Source organism: Streptomyces sp. NRRL S-495, from assembly GCF_000966955.1.
GTDB lineage: Bacteria > Actinomycetota > Actinomycetes > Streptomycetales > Streptomycetaceae > Kitasatospora > Kitasatospora purpeofusca.
The window spans coordinates 1-15,022 of record NZ_JZWY01000647.1; the positions used below are offsets into that span (position 1 = coordinate 1).

Sequence of the window (15,022 nt, forward strand, 5' to 3'; positions counted from 1 at the left end):
GGTGCGCGAGCCGATCCGGGCGGTGTGGCCGAGGGCGGTGAGGCGCTCGGCGACCCGCCGGCCGGTCTTGCCGGTCCCGCCGGTGACCAGGACGGTCCGGACGGTGGGGGTGGTGGTGGTGGCGGCGGCGGGCTGCTGGCTGCTGTTCGTGTTCTCGTTCATGGGCATCAGTCAACTCCGCGCGCCACCGCGCCGACATGGTCCTCGCGCTCAGCCGCATGTGCAAGCGTCTACGGCACTGCGGAGGGCACCCGGGTCGGACCGTCGCGGCGGGCCGCGACGGTCCGACCCGTGCGGCTACGGCGTCCCGAGCAGCGGCCGGACGGCCGTCACCACGGTGGCGTCGAGGTCCTCGTCGTAGCCGAGGGCGGCGGTGAGCCCGGCCGCCGCGACCACCCCGAGGGCCGCCTCGGCCTGCTGGTCGCTGGTCTCGAACAGCAGCGCCCCGCCCGGGGCCAGCCAGTGCGGGGCCTCGGCGGCGACCCGGCGCAGCACGTCGAGGCCGTCGGCGCCGCCGTCCAGGGCCGGCCGGGCCTCGTGCACCCGGGCCTCGGCCGGGAGGAACTCGATGTCGGCGGTGGGCACGTAGGGGACGTTGGCGAGCAGCACGTCCACCCGGCCGCGCAGGCCGGCCGGCAGGGCGTCGAAGAGGTCACCCTCGAACACCTCGGTGCCGGGGGCGGCGGACCCGGACAGGTTGCGGCGCGCGCAGCGGACGGCGGCCGGGTCGAGGTCGGCCGCGCACAGCCGCACGGGGTGGCCGACCGCGGCGGCGAGCGCAGCGCCGAGGGCGCCGCTGCCGCAGCACAGATCGACGACCTGCGCGTGCTCGCGCGCGAGTGCGGCGGCGGTGCGGACCAGGAACTCGCTGCGCCGGCGGGGCACGAACACCCCGGGGTCGACGGCGATCCGCAGACCGGCGAACTCGGCCCAGCCGACGACGTGTTCGAGCGGACGGCCGGCGGCGCGGTCGCGGACCATGGCGGCCAGCCGGGCGGGGGTGTCGGCGGCGGAGAGCAGGATGCGCGCCTCGTCCTCGGCGAAGACGCAGCCGGCGGCACGCAGTCCGGCGGTCACGGACGAGCGGAGGGAGGCGGACAGGTGGACAGGCAAGGGAACCCCTCGGAGCACAGGTGGGAGGACATCGTCCGACCCGGGGCTCTCCGCGCACATCTCGCCGGACGGCGGACGCTCCCACGCGGTACGGCCGACCTCAGGGCCGGGCGTTCACCTGCGTGAGGGCGCCGTGGTCACGGCCGGGGAGCACCCGATCCGGCACAGCGGTCATGGGTTCTCACCTCCCCGTTCTTCGCGTTTCCTCTGCGGCGTCAGTCACCTTACCGCACCCAATCCGGCCCCGGGGTGCGGTCCGCCGACGGTCGACGGCGGGCCGCACCCCGGGGCCTCCGGGCTCCGGGGCTCGGGGACTCGGGGCTCGGGGGCCCGGCGGTCAGATGCCGTCGGCGAAGCTCCGGAACGCGGCCCGGGTGCCCTCACCCGCGATGCCGTCGATCGCGCCGGTGTAGCCCCAGCCGCCGTCCTTCAGCAGGCGCTGCAGCGCCTTGACCGTCTCGGTGCCGGGGATGCCGTCGATGGCGCCGGGGTAGCCCCAGAACTCCTTGAGGTTGCGCTGGAACGCCTTCCAGCTCTCGGGGCCGAGCTGCCCGTCGATGCCGCCGTTGTAACCCCAGTTCTGCTTCAGCCAGTTCTGCACGTTCTTGGCCTGCGCGGAGCTGAGCCCGAAGTTCTGGACCGCGCGCACGGCCGGGGCGGCCGCGGCGGAGGTGGTGGCCGCCGTGGCGGTGGTGGCCGCGCCCGCGGCGGCCACGCCGCCGACGGCGATGCCGAGGGCCAGGCCGAGTGCGACGAGCGGCCTGGTCGTCGTGGTGGATCGCATGCGGTGCTCCCCTTCGAGCGGTGGGACGGCCGACGCCCGGGCGCGCCGTCGACGCGTCCGGACGCACATGCCGTGCGTGACGGATCAGTCACTGACAGTGCGATCCGACACTAACCATCGGTGCCCCGCAAGGTCGAGCGGGTATCCGGCCACCCGGCAACGGGCGACACGCGGGCCCGACGGCCTCCGTCACCCGCCGCACACCCCCGGAGGCCCGGCCACCGACGGCTCCCGGCCTTCGCTCCGACATGGCTGATTCGTGCCCGGCGCATCACGGCGCGTGAACAAGGCGCGAGCCCTGCGTGGTACACCGGTCCGATGACGACCTCCCAGGCGCCCGGCGCCGTGCTCTGCGACATCGACGGTGTGATCCGGTTCCCCGACCACCGCGAGGTGGACCGGCTGGAGGCGGCGGCCGGGCTGGCCGCGGGCACGACCGTCGGGCTGGCGTTCACCGAGGAGCTGGGGCGGCGGCTGAGGCTGGGGACGTTGAGCCGGCCGGAGTGGACGGCGGAGATCACCCGGGCCCTGGCGCCCGGTCTGCCGGCCGGGCGGGCGGCGGCACTGGCGGCCGCGCTCACCGGCTCCCCGGGCCGCGTCGACGGCGAGGTGGTGGAGCTGCTGCGACGGGCGAAGCGCCGGGTGCCGGTGCTGCTGGTGAGCAACGCGACGCTGTGGCTGGAGGAGGACCTGGCCGCGCTCGGACTGGCCGATCTGGCGGAGAACGTCGTCAACAGCGCCCGGGTCGGGGCGGCCAAGCCGGACCCGGCGATCTTCCGGGTCGCGGCCGAGCGGGCGGGGGTGGCGGAGCGGCAGTGCCTGTTCGTGGACGACAGCGCGACCAACGCGGCGGCGGCCGGGCGGCTCGGCATGGCGGCCGTGCACTTCCGGGAGCCGGCCGACCTCGAACGGGCGCTCGCGCCCCTGTGGGACTGACCACATGCGGCGGCGCCGCTCGCCCCGGCCCTGGCGGGCGGGACGAACGGCGCCGTCGGTGTGCGGCTGTCGGTACGGGACCGTCAGAAGGTGCGCGACCGTCAGAAGCGGCGGCCGGACTCGCGCTCGGACTTCTCCAGCTGGTCGATCCGGTGCTGGATGGCGTTGGCCTCGGCCCGGGCCCTGGCGGCCTCGGCGTACATGCCGTAGTGGTCCAGGGTGGCGGCCTTCTGGCGCAGGTCGGAGACCTGCTGGCGCAGCTGGTTGATGTTCACCTTGATCGAACCGGCCGCCGCGGGCTGGGCGGTGGCGACCTGGGCCACGGTGGCCAGGCCACCGCCGGCCAGGACGGCGGTCAGAACGAGGGCGGGAATGCGTCGACGCATGGTGCTTCCTTACGGTCGTGCGAGGTTCACTGACGAGACATCATGCGATAACCCGTCAGTAACATCATGACACGATCTTGAACCCCGACCGCACCCGGCCCGCCCGCCGATCCGCCGCCGACGCCCCGGCAGCAGGCCCCGCAACAGGCCCCGCCTCAGCGGGTCGTGGGCGCACCGTCCTCCGGCTGGACGGCGCAGACCGCACTCGCCGTCGAGCCCGCGAAACCGAGGAAGCTGCCGAGCATCTGGCGGCAGACGGCAGCCTCCTTCGCGTTGTGCGGGCCCTCGGCGGCGGCCGGCTGCGCGGTGGCGAGCGGCAGCGCGAGCAGCGGTGCGGCGAACAGCAGGACGGAGCCGACGGCCCGGGCGGCGGACTTGGCGAAGGTCATGGCGAACCCCTTTCGGGTGGCGATGGGACGAGCCATTGACTACCGGACCCGCCGCCCCGGGTGTCGGACACTGCGCCGTTGGTGAGCGTGTCCCGGACAAAGCAGCCGGACAGAGGAGCCGGACAGAGGAGGGGGAGCAGGCGGCCTCAGCCCATGGACTTGGCGCCGTCCAGCGACTCGCGCAGGATGTCGGCGTGGCCCGCGTGCTGCGCGGTCTCGGCGATCACGTGCAGCAGGACCCGGCGGGCGGACCAGCGGAGGTCGGCCTCGAACCACGGGGCCTTCGGCAGCGGGTGCGAGACGTCGAGGTCGGGCAGGACGGCGATCAGCTCGTCCGTGCGGCGGGCCGTCTCGGCGTAGTCGGCGAGCACGCCTTCGAGCGTCTCGCCGGGCAGCAGCTTGAACTCGTCCGCGCGGCGGTCGAGGTCCTCCTGGGTCATGTTCGCGAAGTCGGGCATCGCGGAGGGGCCTTCGAGGATGAAGTCCACCCAGGTGCGCTCACAGTTCGTCACGTGCTTGATGAGGCCGCCCAGGCACAGTTCGCCGGCGGTGGTCCGGCGCGCGGCCTGCTCGTCGGTCAGGTCCCGGGTGGTGTAGCGCAGGAAGTGACGCTGCTTGGTGAACTGGTCCAGCAGGTCGGCGCGCTCGCCGGTGGCCGCGACGGTGGTGGTGGTGGTCGTGGTGCCGTTCATGGTGCTCCGCCTTCGTGGTTGCCGTTGTGCGTCCGGTTGTTCCGTCCGACATGGACCACAGTAGGGGCCGTGTAGGTCAGATCGTGTCCTAGACAGCCGTCGGAGCGCGCCCGGCCCGCCCCCGGCGCGAGTGCGACCGGGAACGGGCCGTGGCGGGGCGGGCCGTGGCGGGGCAGGGCGGGACGGGCGGCGCCGTCCTCCGGCTCAGTCCTCCGCGCAGGAGGCGCCGGGCGAGGCCAGCACCCGCGCCGCGCAGCGGTGCCCGCGCGCCGCCGCCTCGCGCAGACCGGACGCTCCCAGCACATCCGGCGTTCCCCGCGCGCCCGGCTCCGCCCCCGTCAGCCGCGCGTCCAGGAAGGCCGCGAGGAACCCGGCCGCGAAGGCGTCGCCCGCGCCGGTGAGGTCGCGGACCTCGCCCACCGGCGGGACCGGCACGGTGAACGGCGCCGCCCCCGGCACGTCGATCGTGGTCGCCTCCGCCCCCGACTTGGTGACCACCGTGGTGGCCGCCAGCCGGTCCCGCTCCGGTCCGGGCCGCCCGTCGACGAGCAGCCCCAGGTAGGCGGACTCGGAGCGGTTGGCGAACAGCAGGGTCGGCGCCAGCTCCTCGGCGAGGGCCAGGAAGCGCTCGCGGCCGAAGCCCTCCAGCATCCCGGTGGAGGAGGCGTCCAGCGAGGTGGTCCCGCCGGCCGAGCGGACCCGGCGCAGCGCGTCGACGGCCGTCGTGCCGACCGGTTCGCCGTCGAAGGAGTAGGCGGGCACGTGCAGATGGGTCAGGCCGTCCAGCCAGGCGTCCGGGACGGTCTCCAGCAGGGTGGCCGCGCCCCGGTCGGGCAGCATGGTGCGCTCGCCCCCGTCGTCGATCAGCACCACGATGCTGCCGGTCCGGCCCCGGTGGGCGACCCGGACGTCCACGCCGTGGCCGGCCAGTTCGGCGGCCAGGCCGCCGCCGGCCGGGTCGTCGCCGACGCAGCCGAGGAAGCGGACCGGGCACTGCCCGGCGGCGAAGGCCGCGACGTTCGCGGCGCTGCCGCCGCGCTGCCGGAAGACCCTGGCGGTGGAGTCGGTGCCGTGCCGCAGCGGTCCGGTCACCCAGACGACGACGTCCTCCACGAGGTCGCCGAGCACTCCCAGCATCGGTCAGCCCTCGTTCCGGGCGGCGGCCAGCGCGGTGGCGATCTCCCCGCCGAGCCGGACGTTGCCCCGGTAGACCTCGATGTTCACCTCCAGGCTGCGGCCCTGGGTGTCGCGCTGGATGAAGTCGAGCAGGAACGGGGTGGAGGCGTTGCCCTTGATGCCCCGGGCGTCGGCCTCGGCCCAGGCGCGGGTCAGCAGGGCTGGCAGGTCGAGGCCGTCGCGGGCCTCGATCACCCTCGCCGCCTCCTCCGGGGTGTCGACCCGGTAGGCGATCTCGTGGCCGGAGTCGGTGATGTAGAAGCCGGGGTAGCGGCGGGTGCGGTAGCCGATGACGGGGATGTTGAGGGTCTCGAAGCGCTCCAGGGTGGCCCGGATGTCGAGGATCGACTTCACGCCGGCGCTGATCACGGTGACCGGGGTGGCGGCCAGGGTGGTCAGGTCGGCGGACTCGTCGAAGCTCTCGGAGGCGCCGAAGTGGACGCCGCCGAGGCCGCCGGTGGAGAAGACCCGGACGCCGGCGCGGTGGGCGAGGAAGGCGGTCGCGGCGACGGTGGTGCCGCCGTGCTTGCCGAGCGCCGCCACCACCGGGAGGTCGCGCAGGCTCGCCTTGTCGAGGCCCTCGGCCGCCGACAGCTCCTCGATCTGCGCCGTGGACAGGCCGACCGTCGGCACGCCCGCGTGGACGCCGATGGTGGCCGGGACGACGCCGGTGGCGCGCAGCCGCTCCTCCGCCTCCAGCGCGACCTCCAGGTTGCGCGGCCGGGGCAGCCCGTGGGTGAAGATCGTCGACTCCAGGGCGACGACGGGGGCGCCGGCGGCGACGGCCTCGGCGACTTCCTGGGAGATGCGGATGGGCAGTCCGGTCATGGCGTGTGCTCCCTGTGAGGCTGCCACCACGGTGTGGCAGCGGTGGGCTCAGCCTAGGGAGCGATCACATCGGGATCCAGAATGAATACCGGCCCTTCTCATAGACTTCAAGCTATGAGTCGGGCTACGAGTCTCACCCTGCGCCAGCTGGAGGTCTTCCTCACGGTGGCCGACACCCTGCACTTCGGCCGGGCGGCCGAGCGGCTGCACATCTCCCAGCCGACGGTCAGCCAGGAGGTCGCCCGGCTGGAGCGGACCGTCGGGGTGGAACTGTTCGACCGCAGCCGCCGGTCCGTGCGGCTGACCTCCGCCGGGGAGGTGATGGCCGCCGAGTCCGCCCGGCTGCTCGACCAGGCCGGCACCCTGCTCGCCCGGGTGCGGCTGCACGAGGAGACCAGGCTCGGCACGGCGCGGATCGTCGCCTCCCCGACGGTGGTCAACCGGCTGCTGCCGGCCGTGGTGAGCCGGGCCGAGCGCGAACTGCCCGAACTCGTCCTGGCCGAGATCTCGGTGGACACCGGCCGGGTGTCCACCACCCTGGCGGGCGAACTCGCCGACCTCGGCCTCGGCCGCTTCCTCGACGACGTGCCGGGCTACCGGCGCGAGCGGATCGCCGACGAGCCGGTGCACGTCGCCCTCAGCCGGGACCACCCGCTGGCCGGGCGGGACGCCGTCCGGCTGGACGAGCTCGGCGACCTGCCGCTGCTGCTGTGGCCGCGCGAACAGAGCCCGCGCTACTACGACCACGTGCTGGGGCTGTGCGCCGAACGCGGGGTGGAGCCACCGGTCCTGGTCGGCCCGGCCCGGATCGTCGGCTCCCGGCTCTACCTGCTGTCGCAGAGCCGGGCCTTCTCCCTCGTCCCCGCCTCGATGACCGGCCACCTCACCGAGGACGTGGTCACGGTGCGGCTGGCCGGCCGGGCCACGCTCCCGCTGGAACTCCAGTGGCGCCTGGACGACCGCCGTCCCGGGCTCGCCGCGCTGCGCGAGCTGGTCCGGGAGGAGGCGGCCGCCCTGGAGACCTGCTGAGCGCCCCCGCCGAGCAGTGCTCAGAACCGGAGCGACCAGCTGTTGATGGTGCCGGGGAAGTAGCCGCCGACGTCGGTCACCCGCAGCCGCCAGACCCCGGCCGCCGTGTGCGCGGAGGCGTCCACTCCGAAGAGGCCGACGAAGTTCGAGTAGGCCTCGCCGATGTCGGTGTCGTGCAGCAGGAACACGGCGCCGTCCGGGGCGACCAGTTCCACCTTGAGGTCGCCGCGCCACCAGTAGTCGATGTCCACGGCCACGTCCAGGTCGCGCGGCGCCCTGCCGCTCACGCCGGTCACGGTGACCGGCGACTCGACCGTGCCCTTCCCGTCGAAGGTCACCGGCGCCGGCTGGGCGAACAGCGGGCCGCGCGGGCGGTTCGGCACCGTGCCGGTGTACAGCAGCCGGTCCGGGGAGCCCTGGCCGAGCTCGCGCAGCGAGCCGACGGTCGCCGCCGAGATCAGAGTCGCGGACACCTGGGCGGGCGTGGCGGCCGGACGGGACGACAGGTAGAGCGCGACGGCCCCCGCCGCGTGCGGGGCCGCCATCGAGGTGCCCGACATCTCGACCCCGAAGCCACCGAGGTCGCTCACGTACCAGGCCGACGTGATGGACACGCCGGGCGCGTAGAGGTCCACCAACGGGCCGTAGTTGGAGAAGTACGCCTGGGTGTCGTCGCGGTCGGTCGCCCCGACGGTGATCGCGCTGGGCACCCGGGCCGGGGAGTGCTCGTTCGCGTCGACGCTCTGGTTGCCGGCCGCGACGGTGTAGGTCAGACCCGAGGCGATCGAGCCCGCCACCGCCGCGTCCAGCGCCGGGTCCGGGTCGCTGCCGAGGCTCATGTTGACCACCGCCGGGCGGACGGCGTGCCTGGTCACCCAGTCGATCCCGGCCACCACCTGCTCGGTGGTGCCCTCGCCGTCGTCGTTCAGCACCCGGACCGAGACGATCTTCGCCGCCTTGGCGACGCCGAACGAGGCGCTGGCCACCGTCCCCGCGACGTGGGTGCCGTGGCCGTGGCCGTCGTCCGCGACGTCGTCGCCGTCGATCGCGTCGTAGCCGTACGAGGCCCGCCCCTCGAACTCCTCCGAGGTGATCCGCACCCCGGTGTCGATGATGTACGCCGTCACCCCGGCGCCCCCGGTGTCGGGGTAGGTGTAACGGTCGTCGTAGGGGAAGCGCCGCTGGTCGACCCGGTCCAGCCCCCAGGAGTCCGGCGCGGTCTGCACGCCGTCGGCCCGTACCCGGCGGTTCTGCGAGACCACCGCCACCGACGGGTCGGCGGCCAGCCGGCGCGCCTGCCGGGGTGTCAGCGCGGCCGAGAAGCCGGGCAGCGCCGCGTCGTAGCTGCGGCGCACCGTGCCGCCGTACGAGCGGGCCAGCGCCGCCGCACCGTCCGCGACCGAACTCCGCCGCGCGGCAGCCGGCTTGAGCACCACCAGATAGGTGCCGGGGACGGCCTCGGGCGAGCCCTCGCCCTGCACGATCCCCTCCGGCACCGCCGCCGAGGCGGGCAGCGCCCCGCCGGCGCCGATCGACAGCGCGACGGCCGCGCCGAGCACCGCGCAGATCCTGCGCAGGCGTATTCCTGAAACCACCGTCCGACCCCCTCCGGTCCGAGGCCCGGAACCGGCACCTCGCTCCCCCAGATCCTGACGCATCGTCAACTAACCGGCAACGGGATGTGGTTGTGCTTCGTCGGCGACCGAACCCGGGCCCTGGCGGACCGCAGGAGCACGGTGTTCCAGGACTGACACCGCGCCGGGCGGTGCGCTGTGTTCCGTACGGAATCGCCCCGGTCGGGGCGGGTTGCCGACCGGGTGGGGGCAGGCAGCATGGACAACTCACGCGACCGGACCGGGGCGGCGGGACGGGCAGGAGCCGGCACCGCCACGGTCGTCCCCTTCGAGCGCGGCCCGTTCGCCGGGCTCGGCGCCGACGACCTGCGGACCCTGCACGGCCTGGGCACCAAACGGGTCTACGCGCACAACGAGGCCCTGATGATCGAGGGCGAGCCCGGCGACCGGGTCGTCGTCCTGCTGACCGGCCGGGTCAAGGTCCTGGCCGCCACCGAGGACGGCGGCCCGGCCGGTGAGCAGCCGCCCGTCGTCGCCCAGGCAGACCAAGGACGGCAGGTAGCGGCTGTTCTCGATCTCGACCGCCGCCGCTCCGCTCCCCGCGCCACCGGACTCCGTGCCGGGCTGCTCGGCACGGACGGCCGCAGTGGTGAAGCAGGTACCGAAGTCGATGGCCAACGACAGAACCCCCTCCGACAGCCGGGTGGAACCCCGCTCCGCCAACCGGCCCGGGTGGCACCCCGCCCCCCGGACCGGGGTGCCGCCTCCAGTCTCGGCACAGCGTTCGACCGAGACACCGTCAGCTGACCGAATCCGGTGCCACTGCGCCGATTCGACCGCGCAGCCGGTCCGTGCGAGAGTCGGCACGGACGAGTCGGGGTACACCGCGGCCCCGCCGAGGAGGTTCCGATGAACACACCCGGCCCGGTCGACGTCCCCGAGGCCTTCGCCGCCTCCTACCGCGCGCACGGCGCCGCCGAACGCCGGTGGATCCGCGAACTCCCGGCCCTGGCAGCCGATTTCCTCGACCGCTGGAGCCTGCGCCCGGACGGTCCCGCCGCCCACGGCATGGCCTCCCTGGTCCTGCCGGTCCGCCGGCCGGACGGCTCCCCCGCCGTCCTGCGGCTGCAACAGGTCCGCCCCGAGACCGCCGGGACGGCGGCCGGACTGCGGGCCTGGCGCGGCGAAGGCGCCGTCCTGCTGCTCGACCACCACCCCGCCAGCGGAACCCAGTTGCTCGAACGCCTCGACGCGACCCGCCCGCTCGGCACGGTGGCCGACGACGACACCGCGCTGGGGCTGCTCGCCGCACTGATGGCCCGGCTGACCGCCACCCCCGCCCCACCGGGCCTGCGCCGGCTCGACGGGATCGCCGCCGCGATGCTGGAGGAAGCACCCCGCGCGACCTCGGCCCTGCGCGCCCCGGACGAACGCCGACTGCTGCGGGACTGCGCGGCGGCGGTCGCCCCGCTGCTCGACGAGCCCGGCGACCGGCTGCTGCACTGGGACCTGCACGACGGCAACGTCCTGGCCGGCGAACGCGAGCCCTGGCTCGTCATCGACCCCGAACCGCTCTCCGGCGACCCGGGGTTCGAGCTGCTCCCCGCCATCGACCAGCGCTGGGACACCGTCCTCGCGGGCGCCGACGCGGGCCGCACCGTGCTGCGCCGCTTCGACCTGCTCACCGAGACACTCGACCTGGACCGCCCCCGCGCCGCCGGCTGGACCCTCGCCCGGGTGCTGCAGAACGCCCTCTGGGACATCGAGGACGGCCGGACCGCGCTGGATCCGACCCAGACGGCCATCGCCACCGCACTGCTGCGCCACCGCCGCAGGTAGGGCCTGCCCGGCACACCCGGGCAAGCGACAGCCTCAGGCTCAAGAAACGCTCAGGAACGGTTCGTCGGCGGTCCGACCCGACGTACGATCCGGGGTGAGGCGCGCCAGTCCCGTCGGCGCGCCCGGGATCGAGGGGGAACACTGATGAAGCGCATCATCGCGGGACTGTCGTCCCTGCTGTGGTTCGCCGGTCTGGGCGACCGGAAGCGCACGGCACAGCCGTACTCGCCGGAGGGCGACAACTACCGCCAGACCGCGGGCGGCGGCTTCCAGCTGTGAGCTGCGGGCCCTCATGAGGGCCCGCACCCCCCCGGGTCGGCCACCCGGCGGCGCGGCCTGGACCGGCGCCGGATCAGGCCCTAGCGTGATCCCCGCGATGTCGTCGGCACGGGGGGTGCCATGCACGAGTACGTCCGTCCACCGAGCGCGCTGCCGCCGCCGAAGGGCGGGACCGGCCGACGCTCGACCGCATGGACGCTCGGGACCGGTTGCGCGGTCGCCCTGGCCTCGGCCTGGTCCGTGGGCACGCTTCTGGTGGTCCCCTGGCACCCGGCACCGCGCTGGGAGGTGCTGCTGCCCTTCGCCGTCACCGTGCTCCTCGGCCTCGCCTGGCTGCTCGCCTCCCGGCTCGCCCCGGCGCTCGAACCCGCCGAACCGGCCCCGCCCCGACCTCGGCCGTCAGCCGCCGAACTGCGCGGGATCGCGGCGCGGACGGCGCGGCGCTCCCGCCGGTCGGTCCTCACCGGCTGGGCGACGGTGCTGCCCGCGATCTGGATGGTCCCGGTCGTGTTCCTCACCGCGCACCAGCCGCTCGAACAGGATCTGATCGCCAGGCACGCGGCGCTGGTCGCCGCCGGGGCCCGGTGGACGGACAACACGGTGGCCCTCTCCACGGCAGAGGCAGCGGGGCGGCCCCGCGAGCACGGCCCGGCGATCGCCGTGCACCCCGCCGGGCAGCCGGAGGTGTCGCTGGCGGTCGAGAACGTGCGCGGCAAGCTGGACCGCCTCGTGGCCGGGGACAACCTCCGGATCCTGCGCGACCTGGAGCACCCCGGTCTCGGGATGTTCCCGGAGCCCCTGCTCCCCCTGGTCCACCCCGGCCGCCCGTTCGCGAACCGCGCCTTCCTGGCCGTCCTCATTCCCATGCTGGTGATCTGGTGGCTCCTCCTGATCGGTGTCGTGGGGCGCCGGGCCCTGCTGCCGACCCGCTGGCTGCGGGTCGAGCGGTACCCGCTGACCGCCGATCCGCCGAGCACCGGCCCTGACGATCCTGACGTCTCCGACGACCCCGAGGACGCCACCCGCCCGCCGACCGACTGGCAGCGGGTCCGGGTCCACGGCACCGTCTTCGACTGGAGCTACCGGACCGGGGGCTCCGACGACAGCGACGTCGCCACGCGCTCGGGCCTGCGCCTCGACCCCGAGGCCGCCGACCCGTCACCGGACCCGGGTCCGGGCTCGCTCGCCTTCCAGGACTACGCCGACCGATTCGCCGACGCCGAGGTCACCGGCCGGACGGCCGTCCGGCTCGCCGGTGCCTCCGGGTGGCTCGGCCGCCAGAGCGGCGGTACGGGCGGCCACTTCGCCGTCCTGGTGCTCGACAACGGCGAGACCCGCTGGGGCTTCGACCACCCCGTGACGCCGGACGGGCCCGACGCGTCCAGCACCGGGCCGGCGGACGCGCGCCCGGACAGCGGTACCGCTGCCGGCACGGACACGGGCGCAGCGAAGGCACCCCTCCGCCTGCCGCCGCTGATGCAGGTCTTCGGGCTGGACGAACGGCTCGGCATGAGCGCCCTCGGCCTGTACCCGATGGGAGCGATCTGGCTGAACTCCACCGGCGTCCTCCGCCGTTTCAGCGGGGTGGGGGTGTTCGCGGTCGAGGTGGTCGTCGCCGCGGCCTGGACCGCCATGGGCTTCGGCATGGCGGCCCTGGTCGAACGATGGCGGGCGCGGCGGCAGTCGGCACCGACGGACTGACCGGCACTCGACCGGCTTTCGCCCCCGCGTCCGCGCCCGCCCGTTCCGTTCACGCGGGCGCGCACGGGGCGCACGGGGCGCACGAAGGGGTGGCTGGCATCGGCCACCCGGCCCCCGGCCGGAACCGCCCGGGTGACTCGCCGGTTGCACTCGCGTGAACCACCTCCGTCGCGCACTTCGCGGTACCGCACACCTCGTCACCCGGCTCTGCGCCGCCGTCGAGCACCTCGACACCCGGGCCGACGCGGCCCTCCGGGCCCGGCTGCGCCCGCTCGTCACCCGACTGGCGGACCTGGTGCGCCGGATGGCCGCAGCCAACTGCGGCGACGCGTTGGCCCGCCACCTCCCCTGCCGCGCCCGCGACCGCAACCGCGACCACGAGGGCAACCGCGCTCGCGCCCGGCGCCGGAACCGCTCCGCGCTCGACGACTGACGCACCGCCGGCCCCGGCGGACGTCCTGGAGGACGGTCCACCGGGGCCGATCGGTCGCGCGGGTCAGGAACGGGTCAGGCGCAGGTCAGGAACGGGTCAGGAACGGGTCAGGCCCGGCAGGTCCCGGTGGCCCAGTCGACGGTCGCCGTCGCCTGCGAGTACTTCCACTCCGGCGCCAGCAGCTCGCGGTCGAGCTGGGCGGCGGCGTTGCCGTCCTCGACGATGTAGCCGAAGTCCTGCAGCCAGGCCGGGTACAGGTTCTTCGACCCGATGTAGAAGGCCGAGTCGTCCACCGCGACCAGCTTGTGGTGCAGCGCGTACGGGTGGCCGTCGGCCCAGGTGGCGGTGGGCGCGGCGCGGAAGGTGGCGAGCTGCAGGTTGCCGCACATCGCGGCGGCGGCCTTCCCCTTGTCGCCGGTGAGCGCGGTCAGCCGGGCCTTGAGCACGTCGCTGATCTCGGCGAGGGACTTGATCTGCGAGTAGCCGCCGCTGCCGACCGCGCCCCGGTTGGCCGGGTCGCTGACCACGATCCGCACCTTGACCCCGTCGGCGAGCTTGGCCGCGAGGGTGTCGTAGAGGCGGGCGTCGTAGCGGGCCAGCGGCGGGCAGGTGGCGTTGAGGTCCTGCTGGGAGATCTCGATGTGCTTGCGCGCACTGCCGACGAGGGCGCGCAGGGCGTTCTCCTCGGGGTTGACCGTCTCGTAGTCGCGGTCGGCGTTGGTGTTGTCGTGCAGGGTGAACATGCTGCACTTGGCGTCCGCCGCGCCCGCCACCGGCCCGGGCCGGTAGGCGGACTTGGCGTCGACGTCCTTGATGCCGACGCCGAGGCCGCCGACGGCGATCACCGGGATGCCGCCGGTGGCGGTGGCCGGCGGGTTGAGCTCGCGCTCGATCGACGGGCGGCACTCGCCGCCGTCCGAGGAGGCGAACCACGCGTTGTCGAACACCCCGGTGCGCCCGCAGGTCCACTCCCAGAGGGTGTCCAGGTAGCGGGCGGCGGAGGTCGCGGCGGGGCCGTTCAGCGCGAGGTCGACGTCCGACACGGGGTGGGCGGTGTCGAGGTAGTCGTTCTTCCAGCCGTTGATGCCGCCGGAGATGACGGTGCGTCCGTCGACGACCAGGATCTTGGAGTGGTTCCAGGAGAAGGCGGTGCGCGAGGCCGTCATCGAGGCGATGTTCAGGCTGACCGAGGCGGCGGCCGGGCCGAGCTTGGCGACCAGCTCGTCCCGGTAGCGGGAGGGCAGCACATTGGCGTGGTAGACCGGCGCGGCGCCGACCAGGATCCGCACGACGGGGCGGTGGCCGGCCGCGACGGCGGCCTTCAGGCCGGCGACGATGGCATCCTCGAAGCCGCCGTCGGGGAACGGCGCGAGGGTGGAGATGTCGACGGTGCGGGTCGCGGCGGCGACGTCGGCGGTCATCTTCGCCAGCAGGGCGCGGGTGCCGGGCCGGTCGGCGCAGGCGGGGTCGCCCCAGCAGCCGGGCGTCTGGAGCAGCCAGTCGGCCGGGTCGGCGGCGTTCCCGGCGCCGGGCAGGCTGTTGCCCTCGGTGCGCTGCCACACGGTGCCCTCCAGTCCGGGGGACACCTCCCGCAGGACGCGCTCGACGGCGTCGAGGTGGGTGGCCTCCGAGGCCGCCGGTGCCCCGGACGCCGCGTGGGCGGGCGCGGTGGGGACGACGGCGAGCAGGGTGGTGGCCGCGGCGGCGGCGAGGGCGGTGCGCAGCGCGCGACCGGAACGGCGGGAGCCGGGTCGGGACACGTGATGTTCCTTCAGAGCATGGCGGGCGGTTCGTGGTTCACCCGTCGGACGCCGCAACATTACCCAGAAGTAACTTCTAATCCAATTTGCACATGACAATGAG

The 15,022-nt window shown here is 74.6% G+C and carries 16 protein-coding genes and 1 pseudogene; 6 read left to right on the forward strand and 11 right to left on the reverse strand.

Annotated elements, in window-relative coordinates:
* The 3 genes and pseudogenes from VR45_RS49185 to VR45_RS29730 all read right to left on the reverse strand — a co-directional run.
* Positions 1–162 (reverse strand): annotated as a pseudogene (locus tag VR45_RS49185) (NmrA family transcriptional regulator); the annotation flags it as partial.
* 135 nt (positions 163–297) lie between these two features.
* Positions 298–1,113, reverse strand: a complete 816-nt coding sequence (locus VR45_RS29725) for a putative protein N(5)-glutamine methyltransferase (protein ID WP_045942961.1) — start codon at positions 1,111–1,113, stop codon at positions 298–300.
* 337 nt (positions 1,114–1,450) lie between these two features.
* Positions 1,451–1,897, reverse strand: coding sequence for a peptidoglycan-binding protein (locus VR45_RS29730; RefSeq protein WP_045942962.1), 447 nt, complete (start codon positions 1,895–1,897; stop codon positions 1,451–1,453).
* A gap of 318 nt (positions 1,898–2,215) precedes the next feature.
* Between VR45_RS29730 and VR45_RS29735 the strand changes: the two genes are divergently transcribed.
* Positions 2,216–2,833, forward strand: a complete 618-nt coding sequence (locus VR45_RS29735) for an HAD-IA family hydrolase (RefSeq protein ID WP_045942963.1) — start codon at positions 2,216–2,218, stop codon at positions 2,831–2,833.
* Positions 2,834–2,934: 101 nt separating this feature from the next.
* Here the strand turns inward: VR45_RS29735 and VR45_RS29740 are convergent, their stop codons facing one another.
* The 5 genes from VR45_RS29740 to VR45_RS29760 form a co-directional block, all read right to left on the reverse strand.
* Entirely contained in the window at positions 2,935–3,219 is a 285-nt protein-coding gene (locus VR45_RS29740) for a hypothetical protein (protein ID WP_045942964.1), read from the reverse strand.
* Positions 3,220–3,374: 155 nt separating this feature from the next.
* Positions 3,375–3,608, reverse strand: coding sequence for a hypothetical protein (locus VR45_RS29745; protein WP_045942965.1), 234 nt, complete (start codon positions 3,606–3,608; stop codon positions 3,375–3,377).
* A 146-nt stretch (positions 3,609–3,754) separates the two neighbouring features.
* Positions 3,755–4,300 carry a DinB family protein gene (locus tag VR45_RS29750; protein WP_045942966.1) on the reverse strand — a complete coding sequence of 182 codons (546 nt, stop codon included), beginning with the start codon at positions 4,298–4,300 and terminating at the stop codon, positions 3,755–3,757.
* Positions 4,301–4,504: 204 nt separating this feature from the next.
* Positions 4,505–5,437, reverse strand: a complete 933-nt coding sequence (locus tag VR45_RS29755) for a PfkB family carbohydrate kinase (RefSeq protein ID WP_045942967.1) — start codon at positions 5,435–5,437, stop codon at positions 4,505–4,507.
* 3 nt (positions 5,438–5,440) lie between these two features.
* Positions 5,441–6,304, reverse strand: coding sequence for a pseudouridine-5'-phosphate glycosidase (locus VR45_RS29760; RefSeq protein WP_045942968.1), 864 nt, complete (start codon positions 6,302–6,304; stop codon positions 5,441–5,443).
* A 114-nt stretch (positions 6,305–6,418) separates the two neighbouring features.
* On the opposite strand from VR45_RS29760, the gene VR45_RS29765 reads away from it, so the two are divergent.
* Complete coding sequence (locus VR45_RS29765; RefSeq protein WP_052709479.1) at positions 6,419–7,333, forward strand: LysR substrate-binding domain-containing protein; 915 nt, start codon at positions 6,419–6,421, stop codon at positions 7,331–7,333.
* Positions 7,334–7,353: 20 nt separating this feature from the next.
* Here VR45_RS29765 and VR45_RS29770 read toward each other — a convergent pair whose 3' ends face one another.
* Entirely contained in the window at positions 7,354–8,928 is a 1,575-nt protein-coding gene (locus VR45_RS29770; protein WP_045942969.1) for a S8 family peptidase, read from the reverse strand.
* Between the two features lie 246 nt (positions 8,929–9,174).
* Positions 9,175–9,585, reverse strand: coding sequence for a hypothetical protein (locus tag VR45_RS47310; RefSeq protein ID WP_159394399.1), 411 nt, complete (start codon positions 9,583–9,585; stop codon positions 9,175–9,177).
* A 231-nt stretch (positions 9,586–9,816) separates the two neighbouring features.
* Between VR45_RS47310 and VR45_RS29780 the strand changes: the two genes are divergently transcribed.
* The 4 genes from VR45_RS29780 to VR45_RS29795 all read left to right on the forward strand — a co-directional run bounded on the left by VR45_RS29780 (position 9,817) and on the right by VR45_RS29795 (position 13,159).
* Positions 9,817–10,746, forward strand: coding sequence for an aminoglycoside phosphotransferase family protein (locus VR45_RS29780; protein ID WP_045942971.1), 930 nt, complete (start codon positions 9,817–9,819; stop codon positions 10,744–10,746).
* Between the two features lie 144 nt (positions 10,747–10,890).
* Positions 10,891–11,025, forward strand: a complete 135-nt coding sequence (locus VR45_RS50215; protein WP_286163533.1) for a hypothetical protein — start codon at positions 10,891–10,893, stop codon at positions 11,023–11,025.
* A 120-nt stretch (positions 11,026–11,145) separates the two neighbouring features.
* Positions 11,146–12,726 (forward strand): hypothetical protein, encoded by a 1,581-nt coding sequence (locus VR45_RS29790; protein ID WP_052709480.1) that lies wholly within the window; start codon positions 11,146–11,148, stop codon positions 12,724–12,726.
* Positions 12,727–12,880: 154 nt separating this feature from the next.
* On the forward strand, positions 12,881–13,159 hold the full coding sequence (locus VR45_RS29795; RefSeq protein ID WP_045942974.1) for a hypothetical protein: 279 nt from the start codon (positions 12,881–12,883) through the stop codon (positions 13,157–13,159).
* A 107-nt stretch (positions 13,160–13,266) separates the two neighbouring features.
* Here the strand turns inward: VR45_RS29795 and VR45_RS29800 are convergent, their stop codons facing one another.
* The gene (locus VR45_RS29800) at positions 13,267–14,919 is read right to left on the reverse strand and encodes a phospholipase D-like domain-containing protein (protein ID WP_234326306.1); all 1,653 of its coding nucleotides are present in this window, start codon (positions 14,917–14,919) and stop codon (positions 13,267–13,269) included.
* Positions 14,920–15,022 lie beyond the last annotated feature (103 nt).